Annotated in this window: 27 protein-coding genes; 13 read left to right on the forward strand and 14 right to left on the reverse strand. The window is 68.2% G+C overall.

Annotated elements, in window-relative coordinates:
* Positions 1 to 39 precede the first annotated feature (39 nt).
* Positions 40 to 168: a phosphohydrolase gene (locus tag D1409_RS00260; RefSeq protein ID WP_123532902.1), complete on the reverse strand. Its 129-nt coding sequence runs from the start codon at positions 166 to 168 to the stop codon at positions 40 to 42.
* 227 nt (positions 169 to 395) lie between these two features.
* Here D1409_RS00260 and D1409_RS00265 point away from each other — a divergent pair, with 227 nt between their 5' ends.
* On the forward strand, positions 396 to 1,361 hold the full coding sequence (locus D1409_RS00265) for a S49 family peptidase (RefSeq protein ID WP_123532904.1): 966 nt from the start codon (positions 396 to 398) through the stop codon (positions 1,359 to 1,361).
* Positions 1,348 to 2,346, forward strand: a complete 999-nt coding sequence (locus D1409_RS00270) for a DUF4350 domain-containing protein (RefSeq protein WP_123532906.1) — start codon at positions 1,348 to 1,350, stop codon at positions 2,344 to 2,346. The genes D1409_RS00265 and D1409_RS00270 overlap by 14 nt, the downstream gene beginning before the upstream one ends.
* A gap of 129 nt (positions 2,347 to 2,475) precedes the next feature.
* On the opposite strand, the gene D1409_RS00275 is transcribed toward D1409_RS00270, so the two are convergent.
* Positions 2,476 to 2,811: an FUN14 domain-containing protein gene (locus D1409_RS00275; RefSeq protein WP_123532908.1), complete on the reverse strand. Its 336-nt coding sequence runs from the start codon at positions 2,809 to 2,811 to the stop codon at positions 2,476 to 2,478.
* Between the two features lie 100 nt (positions 2,812 to 2,911).
* Here D1409_RS00275 and hflX point away from each other — a divergent pair, with 100 nt between their 5' ends.
* On the forward strand, positions 2,912 to 4,222 hold the full coding sequence (hflX, locus tag D1409_RS00280; RefSeq protein WP_123532910.1) for a GTPase HflX: 1,311 nt from the start codon (positions 2,912 to 2,914) through the stop codon (positions 4,220 to 4,222).
* Positions 4,223 to 4,228: 6 nt separating this feature from the next.
* Here hflX and D1409_RS00285 read toward each other — a convergent pair whose 3' ends face one another.
* From D1409_RS00285 to D1409_RS00305, 5 genes are all read right to left on the reverse strand, one after another.
* Positions 4,229 to 4,684, reverse strand: coding sequence for an acyl-CoA thioesterase (locus tag D1409_RS00285; protein WP_123534742.1), 456 nt, complete (start codon positions 4,682 to 4,684; stop codon positions 4,229 to 4,231).
* A gap of 73 nt (positions 4,685 to 4,757) precedes the next feature.
* On the reverse strand, positions 4,758 to 6,068 hold the full coding sequence (locus D1409_RS00290; protein WP_123532912.1) for a cytochrome P450: 1,311 nt from the start codon (positions 6,066 to 6,068) through the stop codon (positions 4,758 to 4,760).
* Between the two features lie 74 nt (positions 6,069 to 6,142).
* Complete coding sequence (locus D1409_RS00295) at positions 6,143 to 7,189, reverse strand: zinc-dependent alcohol dehydrogenase family protein (protein ID WP_123532915.1); 1,047 nt, start codon at positions 7,187 to 7,189, stop codon at positions 6,143 to 6,145.
* 234 nt (positions 7,190 to 7,423) lie between these two features.
* Positions 7,424 to 7,957, reverse strand: a complete 534-nt coding sequence (gene moaC / locus D1409_RS00300) for a cyclic pyranopterin monophosphate synthase MoaC (protein ID WP_123532917.1) — start codon at positions 7,955 to 7,957, stop codon at positions 7,424 to 7,426.
* A complete protein-coding gene (locus D1409_RS00305; RefSeq protein ID WP_123532919.1) occupies positions 7,954 to 9,402 on the reverse strand; it encodes an NAD(P)H-hydrate dehydratase in 1,449 nt (482 codons plus the stop codon). Before D1409_RS00305 ends, moaC begins: the two co-directional genes overlap by 4 nt.
* 180 nt (positions 9,403 to 9,582) lie before the next feature.
* Here D1409_RS00305 and D1409_RS00310 point away from each other — a divergent pair, with 180 nt between their 5' ends.
* Together D1409_RS00310 and D1409_RS00315 are read left to right on the forward strand one after the other, a co-directional pair.
* Positions 9,583 to 10,566: a PLP-dependent cysteine synthase family protein gene (locus D1409_RS00310; RefSeq protein ID WP_123532921.1), complete on the forward strand. Its 984-nt coding sequence runs from the start codon at positions 9,583 to 9,585 to the stop codon at positions 10,564 to 10,566.
* On the forward strand, positions 10,563 to 11,741 hold the full coding sequence (locus tag D1409_RS00315) for a cystathionine gamma-synthase (protein ID WP_123532923.1): 1,179 nt from the start codon (positions 10,563 to 10,565) through the stop codon (positions 11,739 to 11,741). The genes D1409_RS00310 and D1409_RS00315 overlap by 4 nt, the downstream gene beginning before the upstream one ends.
* 30 nt (positions 11,742 to 11,771) lie before the next feature.
* Here the strand turns inward: D1409_RS00315 and D1409_RS00320 are convergent, their stop codons facing one another.
* Entirely contained in the window at positions 11,772 to 12,050 is a 279-nt protein-coding gene (locus D1409_RS00320; RefSeq protein WP_123532925.1) for an acylphosphatase, read from the reverse strand.
* Between the two features lie 233 nt (positions 12,051 to 12,283).
* Here D1409_RS00320 and D1409_RS00325 point away from each other — a divergent pair, with 233 nt between their 5' ends.
* On the forward strand, positions 12,284 to 13,417 hold the full coding sequence (locus D1409_RS00325; protein WP_123532926.1) for a citrate synthase/methylcitrate synthase: 1,134 nt from the start codon (positions 12,284 to 12,286) through the stop codon (positions 13,415 to 13,417).
* A 42-nt stretch (positions 13,418 to 13,459) separates the two neighbouring features.
* Here D1409_RS00325 and D1409_RS00330 read toward each other — a convergent pair whose 3' ends face one another.
* Positions 13,460 to 14,356, reverse strand: a complete 897-nt coding sequence (locus D1409_RS00330; protein WP_123532928.1) for a DNA-3-methyladenine glycosylase family protein — start codon at positions 14,354 to 14,356, stop codon at positions 13,460 to 13,462.
* A gap of 146 nt (positions 14,357 to 14,502) precedes the next feature.
* Here D1409_RS00330 and D1409_RS00335 point away from each other — a divergent pair, with 146 nt between their 5' ends.
* Positions 14,503 to 15,012, forward strand: coding sequence for a DUF555 domain-containing protein (locus D1409_RS00335; protein WP_123532929.1), 510 nt, complete (start codon positions 14,503 to 14,505; stop codon positions 15,010 to 15,012).
* A gap of 126 nt (positions 15,013 to 15,138) precedes the next feature.
* On the opposite strand, the gene D1409_RS00340 is transcribed toward D1409_RS00335, so the two are convergent.
* On the reverse strand, positions 15,139 to 15,375 hold the full coding sequence (locus D1409_RS00340) for a UPF0058 family protein (protein WP_123532931.1): 237 nt from the start codon (positions 15,373 to 15,375) through the stop codon (positions 15,139 to 15,141).
* Between the two features lie 328 nt (positions 15,376 to 15,703).
* On the opposite strand from D1409_RS00340, the gene D1409_RS00345 reads away from it, so the two are divergent.
* On the forward strand, positions 15,704 to 16,108 hold the full coding sequence (locus tag D1409_RS00345) for a translation initiation factor IF-2 subunit beta (RefSeq protein ID WP_123532933.1): 405 nt from the start codon (positions 15,704 to 15,706) through the stop codon (positions 16,106 to 16,108).
* Here the strand turns inward: D1409_RS00345 and D1409_RS00350 are convergent.
* The 3 genes from D1409_RS00350 to D1409_RS00360 form a co-directional block, all read right to left on the reverse strand.
* Positions 16,105 to 16,284, reverse strand: coding sequence for a DUF7836 family putative zinc-binding protein (locus D1409_RS00350; RefSeq protein WP_123532935.1), 180 nt, complete (start codon positions 16,282 to 16,284; stop codon positions 16,105 to 16,107). The two genes, D1409_RS00345 and D1409_RS00350, sit on opposite strands and share 4 nt — an antisense overlap.
* A gap of 118 nt (positions 16,285 to 16,402) precedes the next feature.
* Positions 16,403 to 17,380, reverse strand: coding sequence for a transcription initiation factor IIB (locus D1409_RS00355; protein ID WP_123532937.1), 978 nt, complete (start codon positions 17,378 to 17,380; stop codon positions 16,403 to 16,405).
* 248 nt (positions 17,381 to 17,628) lie between these two features.
* Positions 17,629 to 18,201, reverse strand: coding sequence for a DUF7549 family protein (locus tag D1409_RS00360; RefSeq protein ID WP_123532938.1), 573 nt, complete (start codon positions 18,199 to 18,201; stop codon positions 17,629 to 17,631).
* 171 nt (positions 18,202 to 18,372) lie between these two features.
* Between D1409_RS00360 and D1409_RS00365 the strand changes: the two genes are divergently transcribed.
* Positions 18,373 to 18,831 carry a DUF5793 family protein gene (locus D1409_RS00365; protein ID WP_123532940.1) on the forward strand — a complete coding sequence of 153 codons (459 nt, stop codon included), beginning with the start codon at positions 18,373 to 18,375 and terminating at the stop codon, positions 18,829 to 18,831.
* A 103-nt stretch (positions 18,832 to 18,934) separates the two neighbouring features.
* Here D1409_RS00365 and D1409_RS00370 read toward each other — a convergent pair whose 3' ends face one another.
* On the reverse strand, positions 18,935 to 19,723 hold the full coding sequence (locus D1409_RS00370; RefSeq protein ID WP_123532943.1) for a Sir2 family NAD-dependent protein deacetylase: 789 nt from the start codon (positions 19,721 to 19,723) through the stop codon (positions 18,935 to 18,937).
* A gap of 370 nt (positions 19,724 to 20,093) precedes the next feature.
* Between D1409_RS00370 and sucC the strand changes: the two genes are divergently transcribed.
* From sucC to D1409_RS00390, 4 genes are all read left to right on the forward strand, one after another.
* Positions 20,094 to 21,245: an ADP-forming succinate--CoA ligase subunit beta gene (gene sucC, locus D1409_RS00375; RefSeq protein ID WP_123532945.1), complete on the forward strand. Its 1,152-nt coding sequence runs from the start codon at positions 20,094 to 20,096 to the stop codon at positions 21,243 to 21,245.
* Positions 21,242 to 22,114: a succinate--CoA ligase subunit alpha gene (gene sucD / locus D1409_RS00380; RefSeq protein WP_123532947.1), complete on the forward strand. Its 873-nt coding sequence runs from the start codon at positions 21,242 to 21,244 to the stop codon at positions 22,112 to 22,114. Before sucC ends, sucD begins: the two co-directional genes overlap by 4 nt.
* A 121-nt stretch (positions 22,115 to 22,235) precedes the next feature.
* Positions 22,236 to 24,377: a hypothetical protein gene (locus tag D1409_RS00385; RefSeq protein WP_123532949.1), complete on the forward strand. Its 2,142-nt coding sequence runs from the start codon at positions 22,236 to 22,238 to the stop codon at positions 24,375 to 24,377.
* A gap of 46 nt (positions 24,378 to 24,423) precedes the next feature.
* Positions 24,424 to 25,281: a DUF3891 family protein gene (locus D1409_RS00390; protein WP_164471518.1), complete on the forward strand. Its 858-nt coding sequence runs from the start codon at positions 24,424 to 24,426 to the stop codon at positions 25,279 to 25,281.
* Positions 25,282 to 25,297 lie beyond the last annotated feature (16 nt).

Below are 25,297 nucleotides of genomic sequence, written 5' to 3' on the forward strand. Positions count from 1 at the left end.
CTGGTCGACGGAAGCGACGGTAGAACGGGTAGTATCGGATTACTCGGAGGGGTTGTTGCCGCGCTGGAAGAGGTACAGCATCTCCCACATCGCGTCGTCGAGGTCACGGCCGTCGGAAGCGTCCTCCAGCTGGCTGTACAGGCTGTCCGATACCTGAATCTCTGGCATACATCGTCACACACGGCGATAGCTAATAAAGACCCGCTGAGTCGGAAGCGAGTTAACGTTCGGAGAACGGCTGTATCGACCGTCTCGGCGGGCAGATGGGACCATGCGACCGCTGCGGGGCGACGGTCCAGGCAAGATACTGGTACGTCGGTATGGAGATCCGGTATATCAAATGGATTTTTAGATTGAACAACCTTCATGAAGGGGTCGTACATTGTCCGGGGTGTATGGTGGACAGAACCGATTCGGCCAGGACGACCACGGTACTGTACGTGATCGTCGTGGTCGTCGCCGTCCTGATTGGCACCGTACTCGCGCCAGTCGTCTGGAGTGCGACACAGTCCTCTTCAGACAACTCGGGGGATCCGACCGTGTCCGTCGTCACCTTGCGAGCCGGGACCGACCCCGGTCCGGTGAACGACGTCAAGGAAGATCTCCGTGAAGCGAGAACCAACGACTCGATCGAGGCTGTCGTCCTGCGGATCGACAGCCCCGGCGGCGCAGTCGCGTCGAGCGAAGAACTGTATCTGGCGATGAACCAGACCGCGCGGCAGATGCCGGTCGTCGCCTACGTCGAGGGGACGGCCGCTTCGGGGGGATACTACGGCATCGCGCCCGCCGACCGGATCTACGTGAAACCCAGTTCGACGGTCGGTTCGATCGGCGTCATCGTCAGCGCGCCGCTGAGTGCGCTCGAACAGGCGGAAGCCGAGAGCAAGACGTACCTGCGGACCGGTCCCGACAAGGCGACCTACGACAAGGACCAGTTCCGCGAGGAGATGGAGACCCTCCACAACGCCTTCCTCGACACGATCATGAAACACCGCGGTGACGAACTGGAGCTGTCGCGCGAGGAGGTCGGCCACGGTGACGCCTACCTCGGCCCGACCGCGCTCCAGAACGGGTTCGCCGACGAGGCCGGCGACCTCGACTCCGCGATCAGCTACGCTGCGTCGCAGACCGATGCTATCGAAGACGGCCAGTACAACGTCCACTACGAGGAGCCGATCAGTCCGTCCGGCGGCGCTATCCTCCTCTCGGAGGGTGCCGAGAAGACCGACGGAAACATCGTCTACGTGGACAAGTCCGGCGAGGGAACGACGGAGTTCCAGCGACCGGTGACCTACTACGCGGTCTGGGGTGTCCCCGTCACGGAGGACGCCCAGGAGGTGAGCACCAATGAAAGCGAGTGACGTTCTCAAACCGCTCGGCGTCTTCGTGGTCGTCATCGCGGTCATCCTGGCCGGGACGGCGGTCGTCTCCACGCTCAGCGGCGCCGGCTCAGGCGCACCGTCCGACGGCGAAGACATCCAGGGCCAGTCGCCCGACGCGTTCCAGCCCGGGAACGCCATCGTGACGAGCGCGCCCGAAGACGGCGACATCTCCGTCGACGGGAGCGGCGAGGAGAAACGCATCCTCGTCGACAGCAGTCACGGGAACCAGTACTCGCAGTCGGACCTGGCGGCGATCGAAGAGGCGCTCGTCCAGGCCGGTCACGAGATCGACTTCGCACCCAGCAGCGAGGACGGCGGCTTCGGCGAGAGCAACTACAACGCCACGCTCCGCCAGTACGACGCCGTCCTGATCGTCCAGCCGACCGGTTCGTTCTCCGACGCGGAGATCGCGGGTCTGACGGAGTTCGCCGACGGCGGCGGTCGCATCGTCGTGCTCGGCGAGCCGCCCCAGCTACAGGTCAGCGGCGGCCTCACGGCTCAGGTCTCCGAGGTCCGCTTCGGGGCACAGGGCCTGACCGAGGAGTTCGGTCTCCGGCTGGGCAGTGACGGGCTCTACAACGCCGACGACGACTGGAACGACAACAACTACGAGAGCGTCGTCGCCAGTCCCGACGGCGACAGTTCGCTGACCGAGGGCGTCGACAACGTCACCCTGGACTCGCCGGGCTACGTCGTCCAGACGGGCGACGACGCGTCGGTGCGCGTGCGGGCGGGCCCCGGGACGAAGACGCTCGAGCGACGACAGGCGGGCCAGCACCCGGTCGCGGCCCAGAACGACAACTTCGTCCTCGTGGCGGACACGTCGTTCCTCAAGTCCTCGGAGCGATACGACATGGACAACGAACAGTTCATCAGCAACCTCCTCGACTTCCTCGTCTCCGGTGACAAGGACGACGACGTCCCGTCGGGCGGCGACGGTGGCGGTGGCGGCCTCGGCGAGTAAGCGAGACCGACCTCTCTCGCGGAGCGTTCTCTCTTTTCACGACTGACTACGTCCGCCGCGAGAAGTCGATACGTTCGGGGAACCGGTCGTTCGAACTGCGGACGCCTCCGACGAAGCGTCGGTCGGCGACTATCCCTTCTTGAACCCGACGAAGAAGCCGCCGGTGAAGCCCGCGCTGACGGGGATGACCGAGAGGAAACTCACGATGACGCCCGGTGGTTGGTTGGCTGTCGCGGCGTCGCCGGCGGCCGAACTGGCGTTGACGAGTCCCGCGGAGAGTCGCTCCCAGTCGACTGCGAGGATCCCCTGTGACTCGAGGAACTTGAACAGGGCCAGTTCGAGGCCGATCAGGAACGCGATGATCTTCGCGACCTTCTTGGCCGTGAACCCGATCAACCCGCCGATCACCGCCCCTGTTCCCAGTTCCAGGCCGATCTGTTGCAGGCCGAACTCTACCATATCCATCCCGGTGTCGGCGGGGGGATAAGGCTCTTTTGTCCGCTCGTTCGGCTCGCGCCGCTCGCCGACCAGAGTTTAAATACGCGGACGACGTAGCCTCGCGCGAGTGACGGAGGAGCAATCCGAACGGCGGGCTGTCGTCGCCAAGCGCGTCGACAGCGGAACGCCGGACACGACGGAGATCCGCGATCTCGCGCGAGCCGCCGGCTACGACGTGGTCGGCGAGGTCACACAGACCCGGACGGAAGACCCCGCGACGCTCCTGGGCGAGGGGAAAGTCGCGACGCTCGCCCGGCGGGTCGCCGAGACGGACGCGACGGCGGTCATCTTCGACAACCAGCTCGGACCGTACCAGACGTACAACGTGGGGAACGAACTCCCGACGGGCGTCCGACTGATCGACCGCTTCCGACTGATCCTGGAGATATTCGGCCAGCGCGCCCGGACGAGGAAGGCCCAGCTACAGGTCGAACTCGCCGAACTGCGGTACGAACTCCCGCGCGCCGAAGCGAAAGCGAGTCTGGCTCGCCGCGACGAGCGTCCCGGGTTCATGGGGCTGGGCGAGTACGACGAGAGCCGCGAGCGGGACATCAAAGCGCAGATTTCCCGTATCCGCGAGGAGCTCGAACAGATCGCGAAGACCGAGGAACACCGCAGGGAACAGCGCCGCGAGTCGGGCTTCGACCTGGTCGCGCTGGCCGGATACACGAACGCCGGGAAGTCGACGTTGCTTCGCCGGCTGGCCGAGGACGTCGAGGTGGACGAGAACGAGGACCTCCACCCGGACCTGGACGCGACCGCCGAGTCCGAGGACCGCCTGTTCACGACCCTCGGGACGACGACCCGGCGGGCCGACATGGAGCAGCGAGACGTGCTCGTCACCGACACGGTCGGGTTCATCTCCGACCTGCCCCACTGGCTGGTCGAGTCGTTCAAGTCGACGCTGGACTCGGTGTACCGGGCCGACCTCGTCCTGCTGGTCGTCGACGTGAGCGAACCGATCGAGGAGATCCGCGAGAAGCTCGTGACGTGTCACGACACGCTCGCCGAGCGCAACGAGGCACCGATCGTCACGGTCCTCAACAAGATCGACACGGTCGACGACGAAGAGGTCGAGCGAACGCGCGAGTCGCTGTCGGCGCTCGCCCCGAACCCGGTCGCAGTCAGCGCCAGGACCGGCGAGCGCGTCGACGAGCTCCGCGACCGCATCGACGCGGAGTTGCCCGACTACGAGCGCGAGCGACTCGTCCTGCCGATGACCGACGACACGATGTCGCTCGTCTCGTGGATCCACGACCACGCCCGCGTGGAGTCGGTCGACTACGGCGACCAGGTCGTCATCGATTTCGAGGCCCGCCCCGCGGTTGTCGAACGCTCGCGATCGAAAGCCGGCGACCTCGTCGAAGCCTCGGCCTAACGCCGTTTAGCTCTCCTCGTGTCGATTTTCCCGCCATTCGAGCGCTCTCTCGCGGAGTTCCCGGCAGCGCTCGCCCTCGACGGTGAGGTCAGGTACCGGCACCGGGGACCCGTCTTCGTCGATGGCGACGAAGACGAACTGTGACTCCGTGGTCATCTCCTGTTCGCCCGAGCGCGGGTTCTCGCGAGCGGCGCGGAGGTGGACGTTGACGCTGGAGCGCCCCTCGTCGTAGACGAACGCCTCGATGACGACCACCTCGCCGGTCGGGACCGGTCGGTGGAAGTCCATGCGGTCGATAGAGGCGGTGACGCAGGGCTCGCCGGCGAAGCGCATGGCCGACATGGCGCCGAGTTCGTCCATCCACTTCATCACGTTCCCGCCGTGGACGGTGTCGTAGTTGTTGGCGTGGTTGGGCTGGACGCGCCATCGGTTCTCCAGATAGGTGTCGCTGACGTTGGGCACGTTCCCCATGTGGTGTGGGAGACTTGTCGGTCTACCGGCCGCCGGGTCGCAGATTCCGGGCTGCCGCTCTCGGTCAGACCTCTCGAACTGTGGCGAAGACGTCGCTCTCGGGGCGAAGTGAGAGCGACGGCGTGAAGGTGAGCGGCTCATCGACCGAGACGTCCAGGTCGACGCGGTCGACCATCGTCGCGAGCGCGAGCACGAGTTCGAGGCGGGCGAATCGCATCCCGATACAGTGGCGCGGCCCGCCGCTGAACGGGAAGTACGCGTACTCGGGGCGGTCGGCGTCCCGCTCCCAGCGCGTCGGGTCGAACGTGTCGGGGTCGTCCCAGAACCGCTCGTCGCGATGGAGCACCCACTGCGGGGCCATCACCTGCGCCCCCGCGGGGAGGGCGTAGCCGCCGAGTGTGACGGCTTCCGTGGCCTCACGGCTGGTCGCGAACGCCGGCGGATAGAGGCGGAGGGTCTCTCGGACGACGTTCTGGACGCGTTCCAGGTCGTCGAAGTCGTCCGCGCCTGGCAGGTCGCCGTCCAGCACCTCCTCGACCTCCGCGACGAGTCGCTCGCGGGTCTCGGGATGGCGACTCAGTTCGTACCAGGCGTAGGTGAGCGTGACCGCCGAGGAGTCGTGGCCCGCGAGGAGGAGCGCAGCGAGGTTGTCCTGCACTTCTGCCATCGATATCTCGTCACGCTCGTGGGCCGCCAGCAGGACGCCCACGACTGTCGCGTCGCCGGGGCCGCTGTCGGCGATCACGGCCGAGATGTAGTCGTCGAGGTCACCGACGGCGCGGTCGAACCGCCGCTGGGTCGGCGTCGGCACCCAGTCGGGGAGCAACTGGCCGGGCCGACGGAAGTCGGTCTTCGCGACGAGCGCGTCGGCGGCCTCGTGGACCACCGCCTCGTCGCCCGTCAGGTCGACGCCGAGGAGCGTGTCGCCGAGGATATGGAGAGTCAGCTGGCGCATCTCCGCCCAGAGGTCGAGCCGGTCGCCCGGTTCCCAGTCGGCGACGTGGGCAGCGGTGCGCTCGGCCATCCGGTCACCGTACCCGCGGACGCCCGACCACTCGAAGGCCGGCTGGAGCGCGCGGCGGAGGCGCTTCCATCGCTCGCCCTCGGTCGCCGTCACGGCGTCGTCCTCTATCCCCGCGAACGTCTGCCGCTGTGCCCGACTGAGCGTGAACTGCGCCTGGTCCGAGACGAGCATCCGCTCTATCAGGTGGGGGTCGGTCACCATGTACATCGAGCGACCGGGGAACTCCAGTGCGACGACGTCGTCCTCCGTCGCCCACTCCCGCATCGCGCTCCACGGGTCCCGTGCGAACGCCAGTCCGTGCCCCATCAACGGTACCCCGCCCGGACTCGGCGGCCGTTTCGCTCCGCTCATAGTCGAAGCGACGCCCGGAACGGACAAGTGGTTACCCCCGCGTATCCCGCGCTGTTTATCCGTCGACGGCGGTCTCAGGGTTTCACGAGCACCTTGATCGCGTCGCGCTCGTCCATGGCGCGGTACCCCTCGGCGACCTCCTCCAGCGAGACGGTCTTCGTGAAGATGGGCGAGGGGTCGAGCGTCCCGCCGAGCACGTCGGCGAGGAGTTCGTCGGCGTAGGCGCGGACGGGTGCGACCCCGCCCGCGAGCGTGACGTTGTCGCCGAAGAAGTCGAACAGGTCGAGGCCGTCGCCCATGCCGTGCGGGACGCCGACGTAGCCGACCGTGCCACCGGGTCGACAGGCGCCGACTGCCGTCTCCATCGCCCCGGCGGCGCCGACGCACTCGAGGACGTGCTCGGCGCCGCCGTGCGTGAGATCTGTCACGCGTTCGGCTTCGTCGTCGACGCCGTCGCTGCCACCGAGGACCGTCTCCGTCGCGCCGAACTCCTCGGCGAGGTCGAGACGGTCAGGGTGGTGGCCGACGGCCACGATGCGGGAAGCCCCGAGTCGGCGGGCTGCGAGCACGCCACAGAGGCCGACCGCGCCGTCGCCGACGACGACGCAGGTACTCCCGGCCTCGACCCCGGCGCTCACTGCAGCGTGGTGGCCGGTCCCCATCACGTCGGTCAGCGGGAGCGCCGCCTGCAGGGCGTCCTCGTCGTCGGCGTAGCGGTCGGGGATCCGGACGAGCGTCCCGTCGGCGTGGCGCGCGCGGACGAACTCGCCCTGCGCCCCGCCGTTGTCGCCGCCCCACGAGTCGCCGTTCACGCAGGAGGTGTGGAGACCGCGCCGACAGAACTCGCACTCGCCGCAACTGATCACGAACGGTCCGAACACCCGGTCTCCGGGCCGGACTCGGCGCACGCCCTCGCCGACTTCCTCGACGATCCCCATCGGTTCGTGGCCGATACGCGAGGGCACGTCGCGGTCGCTCTCACCCCGATACGGCCAGAGGTCGGACCCACAGACCGCAGTGTGGGTCACCCGGACGACGGCGTCGCCGGGATCTTCGATCTCGGGCCGGGACACGTCCTCGACGCGAACGTCTCGCTCGCCGTGGTACACTGCCGCGCGCATGATCGAACTGATCGACTACAGCGGGAAAAAGGGCCGAGATGGACGGCGTCGGAGGTTCGATCCGGACGCCGACGGACTCGCTCCGTTCGTCTGGCGAACAGGCGACGCGACGACAGCAGCGCGCGGCGGTCGCGTCGCACGACCGCAGTCCACCGCGCGGCGGTTCTCAGCGCACACGCCGGCGTGGTCTCGGTATCCTATTTGAAGGTTCGCACGGGGTGAGGTGACGTGCCGTCAGATCTCGCGTTTCGACTTCTCGACGACTTCGACGCCCTCGATCCCCGTCTCAGGGTAGTCGCCGCCGGCGTCCTTCTCGGCGGATTTCACCATGTCCCAGACGACGTTGAGGCCGGTGGTCACGCCTTCGAGGGCCTCCATCTCGCAGCCGGTCTTGCCGGTCGTCTCGACGGCGACGGTCAACTCGACGTGGCCCTCGCCGAGGTCGAAGGCGGTGTCGACGTTCGTGATCGGGATCTGGTGGCACATCGGGATCGTCTCCCAGGCGTGTTTGACCGCCTGGATCGCGCCGATGCGGGCGGTCGCGAGCACGTCGCCTTTCTCCACGGAGTTCTCGCGAACGGCGGCGACCGTCTCGGGACGCAGGCGGATCCACCCGCGGGCGACTGCACGACGCGCCGTGTCAGGTTTGTCACCGACGTCGACCATCTGCGCCTCGCCGGACTCGTCGGTGTGGGTCAGCTCGGCGTCCACAGCCCCGGTTTCGTCCGGCGTGTCGCCGCTCTCTGTTTCCGTCCGGTCCTCGCTCACGCGGCGTCACCTCGCTCGGTCCAGAGGACGCGAGGGATCTCGTCGTGGAGGTCGGTCGCGACGAGGCCGTTGTTCCGCTCCTCGAAGGCTCTGTCGCCGGCGGCGCCGTTGGCGTAGGCGGCCATCGCGGCGGCGTCGAGGGGGTCCTGCGTCGCCGCGAGCGCGCCGGTGATCCCGGCGAGCACGTCGCCCGTGCCGCCGACGGTCATGCCCGCGTTGCCGGTCCGGTTCACCCGGGTCGTCTCGCCGTCCGAGACCACGTCGTACTTCCCTTTCACGAGGACGACCTGTCCGAGGTCGGTGGCGAAGCGCTCGACGATGTCCGCGCGCTCGCGCCAGTCGTCGCTCACCCGGCCGCCCATCTGCGCGAACTCGCCCTGGTGGGGCGTGCAGATCAGGTCGGCCTCGGTATCGACCGCCGGCACGCGCGAGAGCGCGTCGGCGTCGACGACCGCCGTCCCGGAGTAGCCCGAGAGGAGCCCTTCCACGGCCTCGAGCGTCTCCTCCTCGTCGCCCAGCCCCGGGCCGATGACGACGGTGTCGTGGTGGCGGGCCATCTGGAGGAGGAAGCCCACTTGCCGGGGTTCGAGCTGTTTGCCCTGGTAGGGCCGGACGATCAGGTCCTCGCCGAACCCCTGCAGTTCGCGCCCGACGACCATCGGGCAGGCGACCCGAACGAGGTCGGCACCGGCCCGAAGCGCGGCCTTCGCGGAGAGGGCCGGTGCGCCCGCGTAGGGGCCGCCGCCGATGACGAGTACCTCGCCGTTCTCCCCTTTGTGGCTGTCCGGTCGACGGTCGTCGAGGCGCATCAGGTCGCCACGCTCGACGAAGCGCTCGGCGGCCGCGGGGATGCCGATGTCGGCCACGGTCACGGCGGCGTCCAGGGCCGACAGTCCCGGCTTGGTGTCGTGGAACGTGACGACGTGGTCGGCCTCGACGGCCGTCTCGGCGAGCTGGCCGGTCTCGGCGTCCATCCCCGACGGCACGTCGACGGAGACGACGGTGGCGTCGCTCTCGTTGATGCCGGTGGCGGCGGTCCGCTCGGGTTCGCGGAGGTCGCCCGAGATGCCGGTGCCGAGCATCGCGTCGACGACGACGTCCGGGTCGCCGAGTTCGAAGGCCGCGGAGTCGCGGACCGTCTCGACGTCGTACTCGCCGGCGGTCAGCGCCGTCCAGTTCTCGCGGGCGATGTCCGTGGTGATCGTCTCGGGGCGCCCCAGGAGCGTCGTCGTCACGTCGAAGGCTTCGAGGAAGCGGACCGCGACGAAGGCGTCGCCGCCGTTGTTCCCCCGCCCCGCGACGACGCGGACGCTCGCCCCCTCCTCGGCGACGTCGCGAACCCCTCGCGCGACGGCGTGTCCGCTCGACTCCATCAACTGCTTCCGCGGGACTCCCATGGCCGCGGCGTTCTCGTCCACGACGGCCATCTCGCTGCCCGTAATCATGAGCGGGCGTTCGCCCGCCCACCGCATAAGGGTGGGGGCACTCGGCGCGGATCCGACCCGTCTCGTCGCTCGGTCCGCCCGGAGACGGCGACCGGCGCGGGATACTTATCGCCCGCGTGAGTAAGTAGCACACGTGTCCGGCCGGCGCCGGAGACCGGCGTCACTCGGCCACGTCCTACCATGACTACCCACAGCGAGCCGCTCGGTTCGGTGCTGGAGACCGTCGGCGAGACGCCGCTCGTGCGAGTCCGGGCCAGCCCCGAGGCGGTGCCGGTGTACGCGAAGCTCGAGTCGTTCAATCCGGGCGCGAGCGTCAAGGACCGCATCGGCCGCTACATGCTCGAAGCGATGCTCGACCGCGGCGACCTCCCGCCCGGCGGGACGGTCGTCGAACCGACCGCGGGGAACACGGGCATCGGGATGGCACTGGCGGCGACCCGGCTCGACGTGGAGGCGGTGTTCGTGGTCCCGGAGAAGTTCAGCGTCGAGAAACAGCGCCTGATGGCCGCCCTCGGTGCCGAGATCGTCAACACGCCGACCGACGACGGGATCGGCGGCGCCATCGACCGCGCCTACGAGATCGCCGACGGGCGCGACGACGCCGTCGTCCCGGAGCAGTTCTCGAACCCGCTCAACGTCGAGGCGCACTACGAGACGACCGCCCCCGAAATCTTCGAGGCGCTGGACTCGGTCGGGGCCGTCGTCGCCGGCATCGGCACCGCAGGCACGCTCATGGGGCTGGCCCGCTACGCCCGCGAGCAGGACCCGGAGACCCGCGTCGTCGCGGTCGAACCCGAGGGGTCGCAGTTCGCGACGCTCGAGGGCCGCGAAGTCCCGGAACGCGACTACCTGACCGAGGGGATCGGCACGCACGATCCCGAGCGGAACGATCTCTTCGATCCGTCGCTCGTCGACGAGGTGCGACAGGTGACCGACCGGGCTGCGCAGGCCGAACTGAAGCGGCTGGCCCGCGACGAGGGACACCTCGTCGCCTCGAGTTCCGGCGCCGCCAGCGTCGCGGCTCGCCGCGTGGCCGAGGCCATCCGTGACGGCGAGGTCGACGCCCCCGCGGCCCCGGTCGTGACCGTCTTCCCGGATTCCAGCGAGCGGTACCTCTCGAAGGAGATCTACGCCTCCTTCGAGGAGTGGAGTGAACACACGTGACCGACGACACCACATCCGAGCCAGTCGAACAGTTCGAGACCCGTGCCGTCCACGCCGGGCAGGAGCCGGACGCCGAGACCGGCGCCGTGATGACGCCCATCTACGCCACGTCGACCTACGAGCAGGACGCCCCCGGCGACCACCGCGGCTACGAGTACTCCCGGACGGGCAACCCGACGCGGACCGCGCTCGAGGACAACCTCGCCGCGCTGGAGGGCGGCGCCTTCGGCCGCGCGTTCTCCAGCGGGATGGGCGCGATCAACACGGTCCTCAACCTGCTGTCTGCGGGCGACCACGTCGTCACCGGCGACGACGTGTACGGCGGCACCCACCGCATCTTCCGCGACGTCTTCGAGGACTACGACATCTCGTTCACGTTCGTGGACACCACCGACGTCGACCGCGTCAGGGAGGTCGTCACGCCCGACACCGAACTGCTGTGGCTGGAGACGCCGACCAACCCGTTGATGCGGATCGTCGATATCGAGGCGCTCGCCGAGGTCGCCCACGAGAACGGCGCGCTCTGTGCGGTCGACAACACGTTCGCGACCCCCTACCTCCAGCGGCCGCTGGATCTCGGGGCCGATATCGTCGTCCACTCGCTGACGAAGTACCTCGGCGGGCACTCCGACGTGGTCGCGGGGGCCGTCGTCACCGACGACCCGGGACTGGACGAGCGGTTCGGGTTCTACCAGAACAGCGTCGGCGCGACCCCCGGTCCCTTCGACTGCTTCCTCGTCCTCCGGGGCGCGAAGACGCTGCCCGTGCGGATGGACCGCCACTGCGCGAACGCCCGCGAACTGGCGACGTGGCTCGACGACCATCCCGACGTCTCGCGGGTGTACTACCCCGGACTGGACTCGCACCCGAGCCACGACCTCGCGGCGAGCCAGATGGACGACTTCGGCGGGATGCTCTCGGTCGAACTCGACGCGTCGCTGGAGGAGACGGCCGACGCGGTGATGGCGACGGAGGTGTTCACGCTGGCCGAGAGCCTCGGCGGCGTCGAGAGCCTGATCGAGCAACCGGCGACGATGACCCACGCGGCCGTCCCCGCCGAACAGCGCCGCGCGGTCGGCCTCACTGACGGCCTCGTCCGACTCAGCGTCGGCATCGAGCACGTCGAGGACCTGCGAACCGACCTCGAACAGGCGATCGACGCTGCGCTGGACTGACGGCGCCGAAACGCGGGGGCCGCGCCCGGCTCACCGCCTGATCTCGAACCCGTCGAGCCCCTCCGGCTGGCCGTACTCGGCCTCGACGTCGTCGACACGCGCCTGCGGACTCCCCTCGTGACACCACTCGACCATCCCTTCGACGGCGTCCGCCGGTCCCTCGAACACCGCCTCGACGCGGCCGTCGTCGAGGTTCCTCACCCAGCCGTCGACTCCGCACTCGCCGGCCTGGTCGCGAGTGGTCGCCCGGTAGAAGACGCCCTGTACCCGGCCCGAGACGTAGACGTGTGCGCGCGTTCGATCTGCCATGCGCGCCGGTAGCGCTCCCGTGTTGAAAAAACGCCGCGCCGAACTGCGGAACCGACTCCTCCGATCCACGCGCCGCTCGCGGGTCGTCGCGTTTGCACGTCTGTCGTTACCACCGTCGACGATTGGACAATTCCGGGTATTGGACCGGAGAAATTGCGAGAAGTTTTCGGAACTACCGGAAAAGTCCCGCGTGTTCCAACAAACCTTTGGTAGTGCTCGATACAGGGGAGATCATGAGTGACGGTGACCTGAATCGCGGACTGGAAGGGATCAGGGTGGCGGAGACGCGACTGAGCGACATCGACGGGGAGGCCGGGGAACTCACCATCGGCGGGTACCCGGTCGGCGAACTCGCGCGCAACGCCACCTACGAGGAGAGCGTCTTCCTGCTCTACAACGACCGGTTGCCGTCGGCCGACGAACTCGACGAGTTTCGGACAGCCCTTGCCGAACACCGGGAGATCGGTGACGAGGCGCGGGCGGTGCTCCGGCGAGCGGCCGAGGAGGAGAAACCGGCGATGGACGCGCTTCGGATGGGCGCCGCGGCGGCGAACCTCGGCACCGGCGCCGAGGACCCCGAGGCCGACGCCCGGCGGGTGATCGCAGTGTTCCCGACCATCGTCGCGACGTACTGGCGCTACCGTGAGGGCGACGACCCCGTGGAGCCCCGCGCGGACCTGCGCCACGCGGCCAACTACCTCTACATGCTCACCGGCGAGGAACCGGACGAGGCCGCGGTCCGCGGCGTCGAGACGTACCTCAACACCGTGATCGACCACGGGCTGAACGCGTCGACGTTCACCGCGCGGACGGTCGTCTCGACGGAGTCCGACGTGGTGTCGGCGGCGACGGCCGCAGTCGGCACCCTCAAAGGACCGCTCCACGGCGGCGCACCGGGACCGGTGCTGGACATGCTCAACGCGGTCCACGAGCACGGCGACCCGGAGGGGTACGTCCGCGAGAAACTGGAGGCGGGCGAGCGGCTGATGGGCTTCGGTCACCGCGTCTACCGCGTCCGCGACCCGCGGGCGGCCGTCCTCTCGGACGCGGCCTCGGAGTTCTACGACGAGGCCGGCGACACCGACTTCTTCGAGTCGATCGAGGCGTTCGAGGAGGTCGCCGTCGACGCGCTCGCCGAGCACAAGCCCGGTCGCGACCTCGACACGAACGTCGAGTTCTACACCGCCGCGCTGCTGGACGGCGTCGGCGTCCCGAAGGAACTGTTCACCACCTGCTTCGCCATCTCCCGGGTCGGCGGCTGGACCGCCCACGCACTCGAACAACTGGACGACAACCGCCTCATCCGTCCCCTCTCCAGCTACGTCGGCGACCACGACCGCTCGTGGACGCCCGTCGACGAGCGGTAGCGTCGACGGCGCGAACGTCGGTCGTTCCCCCTCGCTTCTCCGCTATCGCAGGTAGTGGAACACGTACGTCTGCGCGTAGCCGGCGAACTCGCCGCCCAGGGCCGCCCGGATGGCCCGCGAGGTGTCCGCGTAGTTGCCCCGGTCGCAGTCGGGGTAGTACTCATCGATGGTCGTGCGGATCCACGTGTCCAGCGGGACGGCTTCGAGGTAGTCCAGCGCGAACAGGAGCACGCAGTCGGCCACCTTGTCGCCGACGCCGACGAAACGCGTGAGCGAGTCGCGGGCGTCCTCGTAGTCCAGACCGACTGCCTCCTCCGGGGCCGCCTCGCCGTCGGCGACCATCCGCGCGGTGTCGCGGACGTACGGCGCCCGGTATCCCAGCCCGAGGTCTCTGAGTTCCGCCTCCGTCGCGGCGGCCAGTTGCTCGGCCGTCGGGAAGCCGTGGTAAGTGCGACCGTCGAACTCGACGGTCGGGCCGAACGCGCGCTCGAGTTCGCGCTGCATCCCGTGGATGCGGGCGACGCGCATCTGGGCCGAGCAGATGAAGGAGACGAGACAGGGGAACGCGGGGTCGTCGACGAGGTGCATCCCCCAGTAGGCGTCGAACGCGCGCTCGATCACGTCGTCGTCGGGCGTCACCGCACGGATGGCCGGCAGGTCGTCGTCGAGACGGAGCCGCTCCCGGAGGACGGGCGCGGCGTCGACCGACGACTCCCACTCCAGTCGGTCGTCGACCTGTCGGACTCGGACGACCGCGGGCTCCCCGTCGACGCGGACGACGGTCTCGTACCAGCTGTCGCCGCCGTACGCGCCGCTCTCGTCGTACATCAGGCCGTCGGCGCGGTCCCAGAGGTACGACTGGCCGCTCTCGACGGTCGACTGGAGGTCGAACGGACCGGGGAACTCGGACAGCGCGACGGCGCCACGCTCTACGCTCATACTCGGGCCAGGCGAGCGGCCGGCTTTGCCCTTTCGAGACGGACACGGCGACGCTCGCTCGGCCGCGACGCGCTCCCCCGCACACCGGTGTGTGCGGTGTGCTATCGAGGCGAAGCTTCATGTCGTTGCGAGGCAAAGACAAGTACATGAACTGCAGAGTTGTCGTCGAGGCCGCTGTGCCCGTCTACGACGTCGAAACACAGGACGAGGCGGTACGGATCGCCATCTCGAAGACGGGCGAGATGCTCAACCCGGACCTGAACTACGTCGAGATCAACATGGGCGAACGGTCGTGTCCCCACTGCGGCGAGGAACTGGAGCCCGCGTTCCTGGCCGCCGACGAGAGCCTCGTCGCGCTCGAACTGGAGATCACCGTCTTCAACGTCGAACGCGAGGAGCACGCCGCGCGCATCGCCCGGAAAGAGATCGGACAGCGTCTGGAGAACATCCCGCTCGACGTGCTCGTGATCGAACAGATCGACGACGAAGACGAAGACGAGACCGACGAGGACGAAAGCGACGAGGAGGTGTCGTCGACCGACGAGAGCGAGTCGCCATCGGACGAGACGGACGGCGGGCAGGACGAGTCGTCGGGCGACAGGGACGACGGGGACGACGTGCTCCCGGAGTTCGAGGAGCTCATCGACGAGTCCTGACGGGCGGGTCGGGCGGTCTTCTGTAGTTCATCGCGCGCGCCAGTCGCGACTCCGGCAGTCGAGAGAGCGGGAAGAGAGAGAGCGACCGCTGAGCGGTCGTGAGGGATACAGAACGATACGAGTCGTTCAGTCCGCCGAGGCGGGGACGCGTTCGCGCGGCTCGGTCTCCATCTCGGACGTGATACCTTTCGCCAGTGCGAAAACAGCGTTCTTGTGGTCGGTCTTCGATTTGTGGATGGACGTCGGTCGTACCCCGAGCGAGGTGTACTCGTCGTGTTCCACCTCGTCGCCTGTCTCCATCTCGTAGTGATTCTCCACCTGAGCAAGCAGGCCGTGAAGGTGAATGAGCTCCTGCTTTTTCATAGTCACCCGGTGCTTACCACTGGAGGGTAATAGTAGTATCCTGAGTCGCGTTAACACACGCCTGCTTAAAAACCGTGTACAAAAGCCCCTCGATATCGTTCCGCGGCGGTCGCGGTTCGCCCGACGGGAGCGGGGATCGGCTCGGAGCGGGCCGCAACCGAGTGCTCGGCCCGGCGACCGGGCCGGGGTGGCCGAGAAGACGGTCGGGCCGTTCGGTGGGGTGGACGTGGCGACCAAGTCCCCCGAGTCGGTCCGGCGGCCGCGCGCGCTGAGCGGGCACGACGGCCGGGTTGAAAGACTTTTACCGGCGGACGGGCTTCCCGTTGGTATGGACTACGACGACATGCTCGACCGGGCGCTCGACGAGACGCCGGACATCGAGGGGAGTTCCGACCGGTTCGAGGTTCCCGACCCGAACCTCCGACAGGAGGGGAACGTCACCGTGTTCGAGAACTTCCAGGACACGTGCGACGCGCTGGGACGCGAGGACGACCACGTCATGCAGTTCCTCCAGAACGAGATCGGGACGAGCGGCCACATCGACGAGAGCGGCCGCGCGCGCCTGACCGGCGAGTTCAGCGTCCGCCGCGTCAGCAACGCCGTCGACGAGTACACCGACGAGTTCGTCCTCTGCCCGGAGTGTGGCCTCCCTGACACCCACTTCGAGCGCGAGGGCGGCGTGCTCCTCCTGCGGTGTGAGGCCTGCGGCGCGCGGTCGGCGACCAGCGGCTAACCGAGACTCTTCAGCGTCTGCAGGTCGCGTTCGGTGCGCGCGAACTCCGCGAGCCGCCGGCTCGCGTGGCAGTTGGGACAGTGATAGACGTTCGTGTGTTCTGGCAGGTCGGTCGGCGTCGACTCCCAGTCTTTGGTGCATTCGGGACAGAGCAAACGGACGTACGCTTCCTCCATGCGTGGTATCAACACACAGTACTGGAACAAAAAGGCTGGTACGTACCTACATCAAGCGACAGGTCGATGCTCGACGCGGGGACCGTCGGGTCACGGCGTCGAGCGCGCGGGCCCGCGATCAGGCGGGCGCGTCGACGGATTCGAGGAGTTCCTTGTAGCGGTTGCGGATGGTGACCTCGGAGATGTTGGCGACGCCGCTGACCTCGCTCTGGGTGACCTTCTCGTTGGTCAGCAGGGCGGCGGCGTACACCGCGGCGGCCGCGAGGCCGACGGGGCTCTTCCCGCTGAGGATGCCCTGGTCTCGCGCGCTCTCGATGAGCTCGCGCGCGCGGCGCTCGGTGTCGTCGGAGAGACCGAGGTCGGAGACGAACCGCGGAAGGTAGCTCTCGGGGTCGGCCGGCTTGATCTCGAGGTTGAGCTCGCGGACGACGTAGCGGTACGTCCGGGTCAGCTCCATCTTCTCGACCCGGGAGACCGCGGTCATCTCGTCGAGGCTGCGCGGCGTGTTGGCCTGGCGGGCCGCGGCGTACAGCGACGCCGTCGCGACGCCCTCGATGGAGCGGCCGGGCAGGAGGTTCTCCTCGAGCGCGCGCCGGTAGATGACCGAGGCGGTCTCGCGGACCGTCTTCGGGAGGCCGAGCGCGGAGGCCATGCGGTCGATCTCGCCGAGGGCCTGCTTGAGGTTGCGCTCCTTCGAGTCGCGGGTGCGGAACCGCTCGTTCCAGGTGCGCAGGCGCTGCATCTTCTGGCGCTGGTTCGAGGACAGTGAGTTACCGTAGGCGTCCTTGTTCTGCCAGCCGATGTTCGTGGAGAGGCCCTTGTCGTGCATCATGTTCGTCGTCGGTGCACCGACGCGGGACTTCTCGTCCTTCTCGGAGGGGTTGAACGCTCGCCACTCCGGGCCGCGGTCGATCTCGTTCTCCTCGACGACGAGGCCGCACTCCGAACACACCGTCTCGCCGTGTTCGGTGTCGGCGTCGAGTCGCCCCTCGCACTCGGGACAGACCTGTACGTCGGTCGATTCCTGCTCGTTCTCGTCCTGCAGTCGTTCCCGCGTCTGTTCCTCGGTGCCGGTTCGAATTGTTGTGTCGCTCATGATGTACTCCGGAGCGGCTCACCGGTGGCGTAAGCCCTAAGAATCCGATGCCGCACTTCCTAACACTACGTAAGTCCGAAAACTACTTAAAGCTTTCGGAGTATGTCGTTTGGCAAGAGGTCCCAAATCGCACGAACGGAGGCTGATCGCGGGACGGAACGGGGAGGAAGGGCCGGGGGTCGGACGGAGGGGGTATCTCGTGTGTCGTGTGCGGACGCTCGCGGTCCTGACCGATGGTCCGTCGCGACTCAGGTCCGTTCGACCGTCAGCAACATGGCGGCGAACACCCACATGAACAGCGCGCCGACGGGGATCGTGGGCTGGTGCTGGAGGAACATCGCGGTGGCGACGCTGAAGACGGTCGCGAGGACGGCGAAGGCGGCGCCGAACACGCGAACGGGGTCCAGCGTCAGCCGGTCGGCGAGCGAGTCGGGAAGCGACTCCGCGAGCCCGGTCGTCGCCTCGTCGGCCGCGTCCTCCAGTCGTTCGTCGCGCGCGTAATAGACGAAACTGGCGGCCAGCAGGAGAGCGAAGACCGCGGCGGCGGCGAGCCAGATCTGGCCCTCGAGGACCTGGTTGTCCGGGACGAACCCCGGGATCTCGTAGACGATCTGGACGATCTGACCGAGCGACTGCTCGCCCAGCGAGATGCCGAAGAGGTAGTGAAACTGGAAGAAGACGAACCTGATGTTCACGACGGTGAACGTGGCGTCCATCCCCTGTGGCGACCGCCTGAGGAACGACACCGACCAGGGCAGGAGGGCGGTCAGCCACGTCGCGAGGACTGCCAGTTCACCGGCGTACTCCGAGCGGACCCACATAGTGATCCGAGTCGGCGTCCCGGGAGGTATAAAAGCTACTGCCTCCGGTGCCGTGAGCGCCAGAGGCCGCCCGGGTCGACGCTGGAGGGGGCCGACAGGCCGGCGTCGCGCGAGAGACCCCCGTGGCGGCGTTACGTTCATGGCTACTCGCGTCGTAGTTGGGGACGTCGAATGAGGCGCGATTACGTCACGCTGGACCTTCGCAACGCCGACCAGGACGGCGACCACCTACCGACGGCCGTGCTGACTTACGAGGGGCCGACAGACCTCCTCGAAGAGCGCCTCACGGACGCCGGAGGCGAGCCGCTGGACCGAGAGGCGATCGACGTCGCGTTCCGCTTCCAGACGGCGACGGACGACGCGGACGCCGACGGCGTCTTCAGCCTCACCAACCGGGTGACAGGGGAGTTCATCGTCGAGGTCAACGCCGACGCCGCGTCGGTCCGCGACCTCGTCGACGCCGCCCGACGCGACGACGACCCCGAGGACGCGGACGGCTGTTACCGGGTCGACGTCCGCCGGGACGGCGAGCAGGTCGCGAGCTACGAGAAGCGGACGCTCCTCGTCTACGACGACGAGGGCGGTCTCCTCCGTCAGCACAGTCTGATCCCGAGCGGCGTCGAACTCTGAACGGCGTCCGCCCGGGAGGGTTCTCCCGGTAGCCGCGCGTCCGTCCGAGCTCCGTGTCCGGCCTCTCTGACGGTCTCCGACAGACGCATCTCCGACCGACCGTCTACGAGCGGTCGCCTTCGAGCGCCGCGACCAGCGCGGGCAGCGCCGCTGTCGCGTCCGCTCGCAGGTCGTAGTCGGCGCGCTCGGAGTAGTCGGTCTCGTCGAGGTTGATCACGGCGAGCGTCGCGCCCGCTTCGGCGGCGACGTCGGGCAGCAGGGCGGCGGGTCGGACGGTCAGCGACGACCCGACGGCGAGGAACACGTCACAGCGGCGCGTCTCCGTCTGGGCCCGGTCGAACGCGTCGTCCGGGAGCGGCTCGCCGAACAGCACCACGTCGGGCTTGAGAACGCCGCCGCAGTCGCACGTCGGCGGGCGCTCGCCTCCGCGGACCCGCTCCCAGACGGGGCCCGCGGGCTGTGTCGCGCCGCACCTGTCGCACACCACGCGCTCGTGTGTCCCGTGGAGTTCGACGACCGACTCCGAGCCTGCCGCGGCGTGGAGGGCGTCGACGTTCTGCGTGACCAGCAGGTCGAGGTGACCCAGTTCCTCCAGCGCGGCGAACGCCTCGTGGGCGGCGTTCGGCGCGACGCCGTCGCCGTACATCGTCTCTCTGAGTTCGAGCCGGTCGGTCCAGAATCCCGCTGGGTCGGCGTCGAACCGCCGCCGGTGGAAGTCGGCGGGGTCGTGTGTCTCCCACACCGGGTCCGGCGCGTCGTCGTCGGTCGCTTCACCGCGGAAGGGCGGGATCCCCGAGGGGACGCTCACCCCTGCTCCGGTCAGTGCGACGACCCGTTCGGCGCTGGCGATCTCGCTCACGAGCGTCGCCACCGACGATTCGGCTCCGTCCATGTCCGTACGGAGGGACGACGCCCTCAAAAACGACTCGTCGCCCGACGCGGCGCTCCCGGGAGACACACCGCGCTATCGACGAGTCAGTCGCTCGCAGTCGGCGGTCTTCGAAAAGGGGGAGAACGGTACGCAAAAACGGTGGGTGGGTGGACTGCGGTGGGTGGACTGCAGTGGGTGGGTGAAATGCGGTGGGTGGGTGGGTGAGATGGAGAGTACCGGCACCAGATGGTGCCTACACGTGGTATCTGTAGCCGCCTGTATAAAAATCTGCCGTCGAGATTATCAGACCTGATAATTTGGCGGGCTGTTGCCGGGGTTCCGGGTCAGATGGACGGGATTTAAGCGCTCGCCGGCCCGGATTTCGAGTGACATGCGACTGCACGAATATCAGGCCAAGCAGGTCTTCTCCGACGCCGGTATCCCGACGCCGGCGTCCGACCTGGCCGCGACCGTCGACGAGGCCGTCGACGCGGCCGAGGAGATCGGCTATCCGGTCGCCATCAAGGCACAGGTACACGTCGGTGGGCGCGGGAAAGCCGGCGGGATCAAGCTCGTCGAGGACGCCGACGAGGCTCGCGAGGCCGCCGACGACATCCTCGGGATGGACCTCAAGGGCTACACCGTCGACCGCGTCCTCGTCGAGGCCGCCGTCGACTTCGAGAACGAACTGTACGTCGGCGTTACGATGGACCGCGGCGAGGGCGAGCCCGTCGCCATGGTCTCGACGCGCGGCGGCGTCAACATCGAGGAGGTCGCCGAGGAGGACCCCGACGCGATCGCCCGCGAACACATCGACCCCGCCTTCGGCATGCACCCCTACCAGGCACGCAAGGTCGTCTACGACGCCGGCGTCGACCGCGAGATCGCGGGCGACGTGGCGTCCATCCTGCGGACGCTCTACCAGCTCTGGGACGACCGCGACGGCGCCGACGCCGAGATCAACCCGCTGATGGTCACCGGCGACAAGGAAGTCGTCGCCGCCGACGCCGTCTTCAACGTCGACGAGGACGCCCTCTTCCGCCAGCCCGAACTCGCCGAGATGGAGGAGGAAGGCGAGTTCGCCGAGAGCGAACTCGAACAGAAGGCCGACGAGTACGGCTTCGACTACGTCCGCCTGTCCGGGAACGTCGGCATCATCGGCAACGGCGCGGGCCTCGTGATGACGACGCTCGACCTCGTCGACCACTACGGCGGCACGCCCGCCAACTTCCTCGACGTGGGCGGCGGCGCCAAGGCCGACCGCATCGCCAACGCGCTCGACATGGTGTTCTCCGACGACAACGTCGACTCCGTCGTCTTCAACATCTTCGGCGGGATCACCCGCGGCGACGAGGTCGCCAAGGGGATCAACCAGGCGCTCGAACAGTTCGACGAGATCCCCAAGCCCGTCGTCGTCCGCCTCGCCGGCACGAACGCCGTCGAGGGGATGGAGATCCTCAACGAGGACCTCGTGACGGTCGAGCAGACGCTGGAGGACGCCGTCCAGCGTGCGGTCGAGTACGCCGAGGAGGTGGAAGCATGAGTGTTCTAGTCGACGAAGACAGCCGCGTCATCGTGCAGGGTATCACCGGCGGTGAGGGCAAGTTCCACACCGAACAGATGATCGAGTACGGGACGAACGTCGTCGCCGGCGCCGTCCCCGGCAAGGGCGGCCAGGAAGTCGCCGGCGTTCCCGTCTACGACACCGTCGAGGAGGCCGCCGAGGCCGAGAACGCCGACACCTCCGTCGTGTTCGTTCCGCCGGCCTTTGCCGGCGACGCCTGCTTCGAGGCGCTGGGCGTCGACGCCCTCGACCTCGTCGTCACCATCACCGAGGGCATCCCGACGCAGGACGTTTCGCGGGTGTACCGCCGCCTCCAGGAGACCGACGCCTACCTCGTCGGGCCGAACTGCCCCGGCGTCATCACGCCGGGCGAGGCCAAACTCGGCATCCTCCCGGGCAACATCTTCGAGGCCGGCCGCGTCGGCCTCGTCTCCCGCTCGGGCACGCTGACCTATCAGGTCGTGGACAGCCTCTCCCAGCGCGGCATCGGTCAGTCGACCGCCATCGGTATCGGCGGCGACCCGATCATCGGCACCTCGTTCGTCGAGGCGCTCGCGCTGTTCGAGCAGGACGAGAAGACGGACGCGGTCGTCATGTGCGGCGAGATCGGCGGCGAGGACGAGGAGGAAGCGGCCGCCTACATCGACGAGTACATGACCACGCCGGTGGCCGGCTTCATCGCCGGTCGCACCGCCCCGCCGGGCAAGCGGATGGGCCACGCCGGCGCCATCGTCTCCGGCTCCGGCACCGGCACCGCCCAGTCGAAGATCGACGCGCTCGAATCCGCGGGCGTCCCCGTCGGCGACACCCCCGAGGACGTCGTCGACAACGTCGAAGACCTGCTGTAAGGTCCAGCGTCGGCAGTTTTCTTTCGTCGCTCGACAACGATAGCGACGCGAGCCCGGGGAGAGTGGTGTTCCGCGGGCGCAAGCTACTTGTGCATCACTACGACAGAGTGAGTGACAACGCGTGACCGAACGGACTCAGGCGACCCGACCGCGGTTCGAGCCCACCACGGACCCGCCGGGCGTCAGAATCGTCGACCCGATCGAGGCGGTCGATTTCAATGTCGAGACGGACCGACCGGTGGATCCGACGGTCGCGGACACCGGGGGGTTTCGGTTCCCGGTCGACGCGGCGGTCGAGTTCGAGGCGAGCGTGATCGAGTTTCCTCATCTGGCCCTTTACGCGATTCGAGACGGAGACGGCGCCCACGTCGGGGAGTTGCAGTGGGGGGAGACGAAGCGGCTCCCCGCCGGGCGGTACAGTTTCGAACTGAGCAAAGCGCCGATGAAACTGCACGTCGAGGTTGGTGGGGAACTCACTGCGGACGTCTCCGACGAGCGGTCCGTGCTTCGGGCCGCCGAGCCCGTGATGTTTCGCCTCGGCGCCCGGAGCTATCACGATCAACCGACTGGGACGATCACGACGACGACGGCCCCGAGCGACGTGGCGACGGCGGTCTCGCAGTTCGGTTCGGCGCTGAAGACGCGCTCCCCGGAGCGGTCGTGGCCGACGCTTCGCGGGTGTCCGCCGCTCGTCGAAGTCGGCGACGAACTGCACGTCCCGGATGGGATCGAACCGCCGGACACGGGCGTTACTATCGAGGTGCCGTCCCGCCTCGACACGCTCTATTCGGTCGCTCCCCTCGCGTACTACCTCGGTGCGACCGTCGACGTCGGTGGACCGCCTCGCCTGTGTGTCGGCGGGCGGGAGTGGTCGCTGACCCGTGACGGAGATATCGCGACGACGGCGGCGAACGTGTTGAAACGGAACTTCACGCTCGACTGTCTCGTCCGCACCGAGGGGCTGTACGACCTCGAACTGTACGAGCGGGAGCGAGCCGTCGACAACCTCCCGTTCGCCCCCGGAGACGTGTACGACCGGTCGCTCCCGTCCCGTGTCGCGACGTACATGGACGTACCGAGGGCGGTGTTCGAGGAAGCGATCCCCCGCTGGACGCTCACTGCAGACGTCGTCCCCGAACCGGACCACGTCGGCGCGCTCCCGTATCTCGTTCGCGAGCTCGCCGTGGTCCGCTGTCCGGCCCCGAGCGAATTCGACGACCCGAGCGGGAGAACGCCCGGGCGGGCGCATCCCGAGAGAGTCCACTCCACGACGGAGCCCCAGCCAGCGATGCTGAGCCGGTCGGCCCGTGAGGAGTGGGACCAGGAGTTCGTCTACCCGCCGCCGACCGAGAGCGTCGAGCACGCCTACCTCGGCGACGGCGTTCCTGTCGGTGCGAGTCGGCTCTCCGTCCCGGCGTACGAACGACAGCTTCGACGAGAGCCGACAGTGGACGTCGAGACGAGCGTGACCGTCGTCGACAACGACGCCCGAATGAGCGAGGGTGACGCCGTCGCAGACGTGTACGCGCTGGGGGAGCTGGAGTCGTTCGACGTGACGGTTCTGGAGGGGGCATCGTGTGAGCGGCTGAAAGACGCACTCACGGCCGAAACCGACCTCCTCCACTACGTCGGGCACGTCGACGACCGGGGATTCCAGTGTGTCGACGGATTCCTCGACGCGAGAACGGTCGAATCGGTCGGTGTGCGGGCCTTCCTGCTCAACGCCTGCGTCTCGTTCGAACAGGGGCGGGCACTGGTCGAGAACGGGGCGGTCAGCGGGATCGTCACCGTCCACGACGTGTTCGATTCCATGGCGGGCCGTCTCGGCGAGACGGCGGCTCGGCTACTCGGGCAGGGGTTCTCGTTGACCGCCGCGCTGGAACTCTGCAAGCGCACGACCGACTTCCCGACGGACGAGTACGTCGTCGTCGGCGACGGATCGGTTCAGCTGACGAAAAACGAGACGGGCGTCGCGTTCGGGCTTCACGTGACGTGGAACGACGGGCCGACGGTGACGCCCCTGGCGTACCCCACGACCGATACGCCGCTGGGGACGACGCTCTTGCCGCACGCCGTCGACAACGCCATGAGCTTCCTCTCCCCGGGAGAGGGGTTCCCGATAGCGACGACCCTCGACTCGCTGGTCGAGTCGCTCGCGTCCGAACCGTTTCCCGTGCTCCACGGCGGTGACCTCTACTGGTCCTCGGATCTCACGCGTCGTGACGTCGAACGGTGGGCCGAGACCGCCGAGCGAGAGGGATGAGTCGTCGCCGACGACCCTTTTTGTCCGTCCCGCTCGAACGGATCCCGTGATCGTCGCCGAGACGACCGACGGCTACCGGTTCGTCACGCAACCCGACCACGCCGACCTCGCGGGCCGGTTCGCCGAGCACTGGGGGAACGACCGCTTCGACAGACCCGAGCCGTTCGAATCGCTCGTGGTGGCGGCCTACGCCCACGACACCGGCTGGCGGGCGTACGACCGCCGTCCCCATCTCGACGACGAGGGCGACCCGGTCGACTTCCGCGACATGCCCGCGGCGACGTGGATCGGCCTCTACGAGGAGGGGATCGACGCCGTCGTCGAGATGGACGACTACGCGGGACTGCTCGTCTCCATGCACGGCGCGGGCCTGCGAAAGCAGCGCTACGGCCTCTCCCCGGGGTGGCCCGAGACGCCCGCGGCGTTCCGCGAGTTCGTCGACCGAGAAGAACGACGGCAGGAGCGCCTGCTGGACCGATTGCTCGATGCCGGCGGGGCCGAGACCGTGACCGACGCCGACCGCGACCTGCTGGCCTCGCTCCACGGCGCTGGCGGAGTGCCGAACGGGTACGACGGGCGGATCTGGGCGGACTATCGGCGGCTCCAGGCGTGGGACGCGCTCTCGCTCTCGTTCTGTATCACCGACTCTCCGCCGGGGTACGACGCGATAGACGCGGTTCCGACGAGCGGTCCCCGGGACGGCACCGAGGTCTCTATATCGCGGGTCGCCGACGGCGAGTTCCGCCTCGACCCGTATCCGTTCGACCAGTCGCCGGTCGAAGTACCGGTCCAGACGCGCACTGTCGCGCGGGACGCCGTCACAGACGAGGCGTCGCTCGCGAGAGCGTACTACGCGAACGGGGTGGAGACGCGGACACTGTCGCTGGGGCCCGTGGACCGCTAACCGTGGACGACCGGGG

This window comes from Halosimplex salinum (genome assembly GCF_003730195.1).
Lineage (GTDB): Archaea > Halobacteriota > Halobacteria > Halobacteriales > Haloarculaceae > Halosimplex > Halosimplex salinum.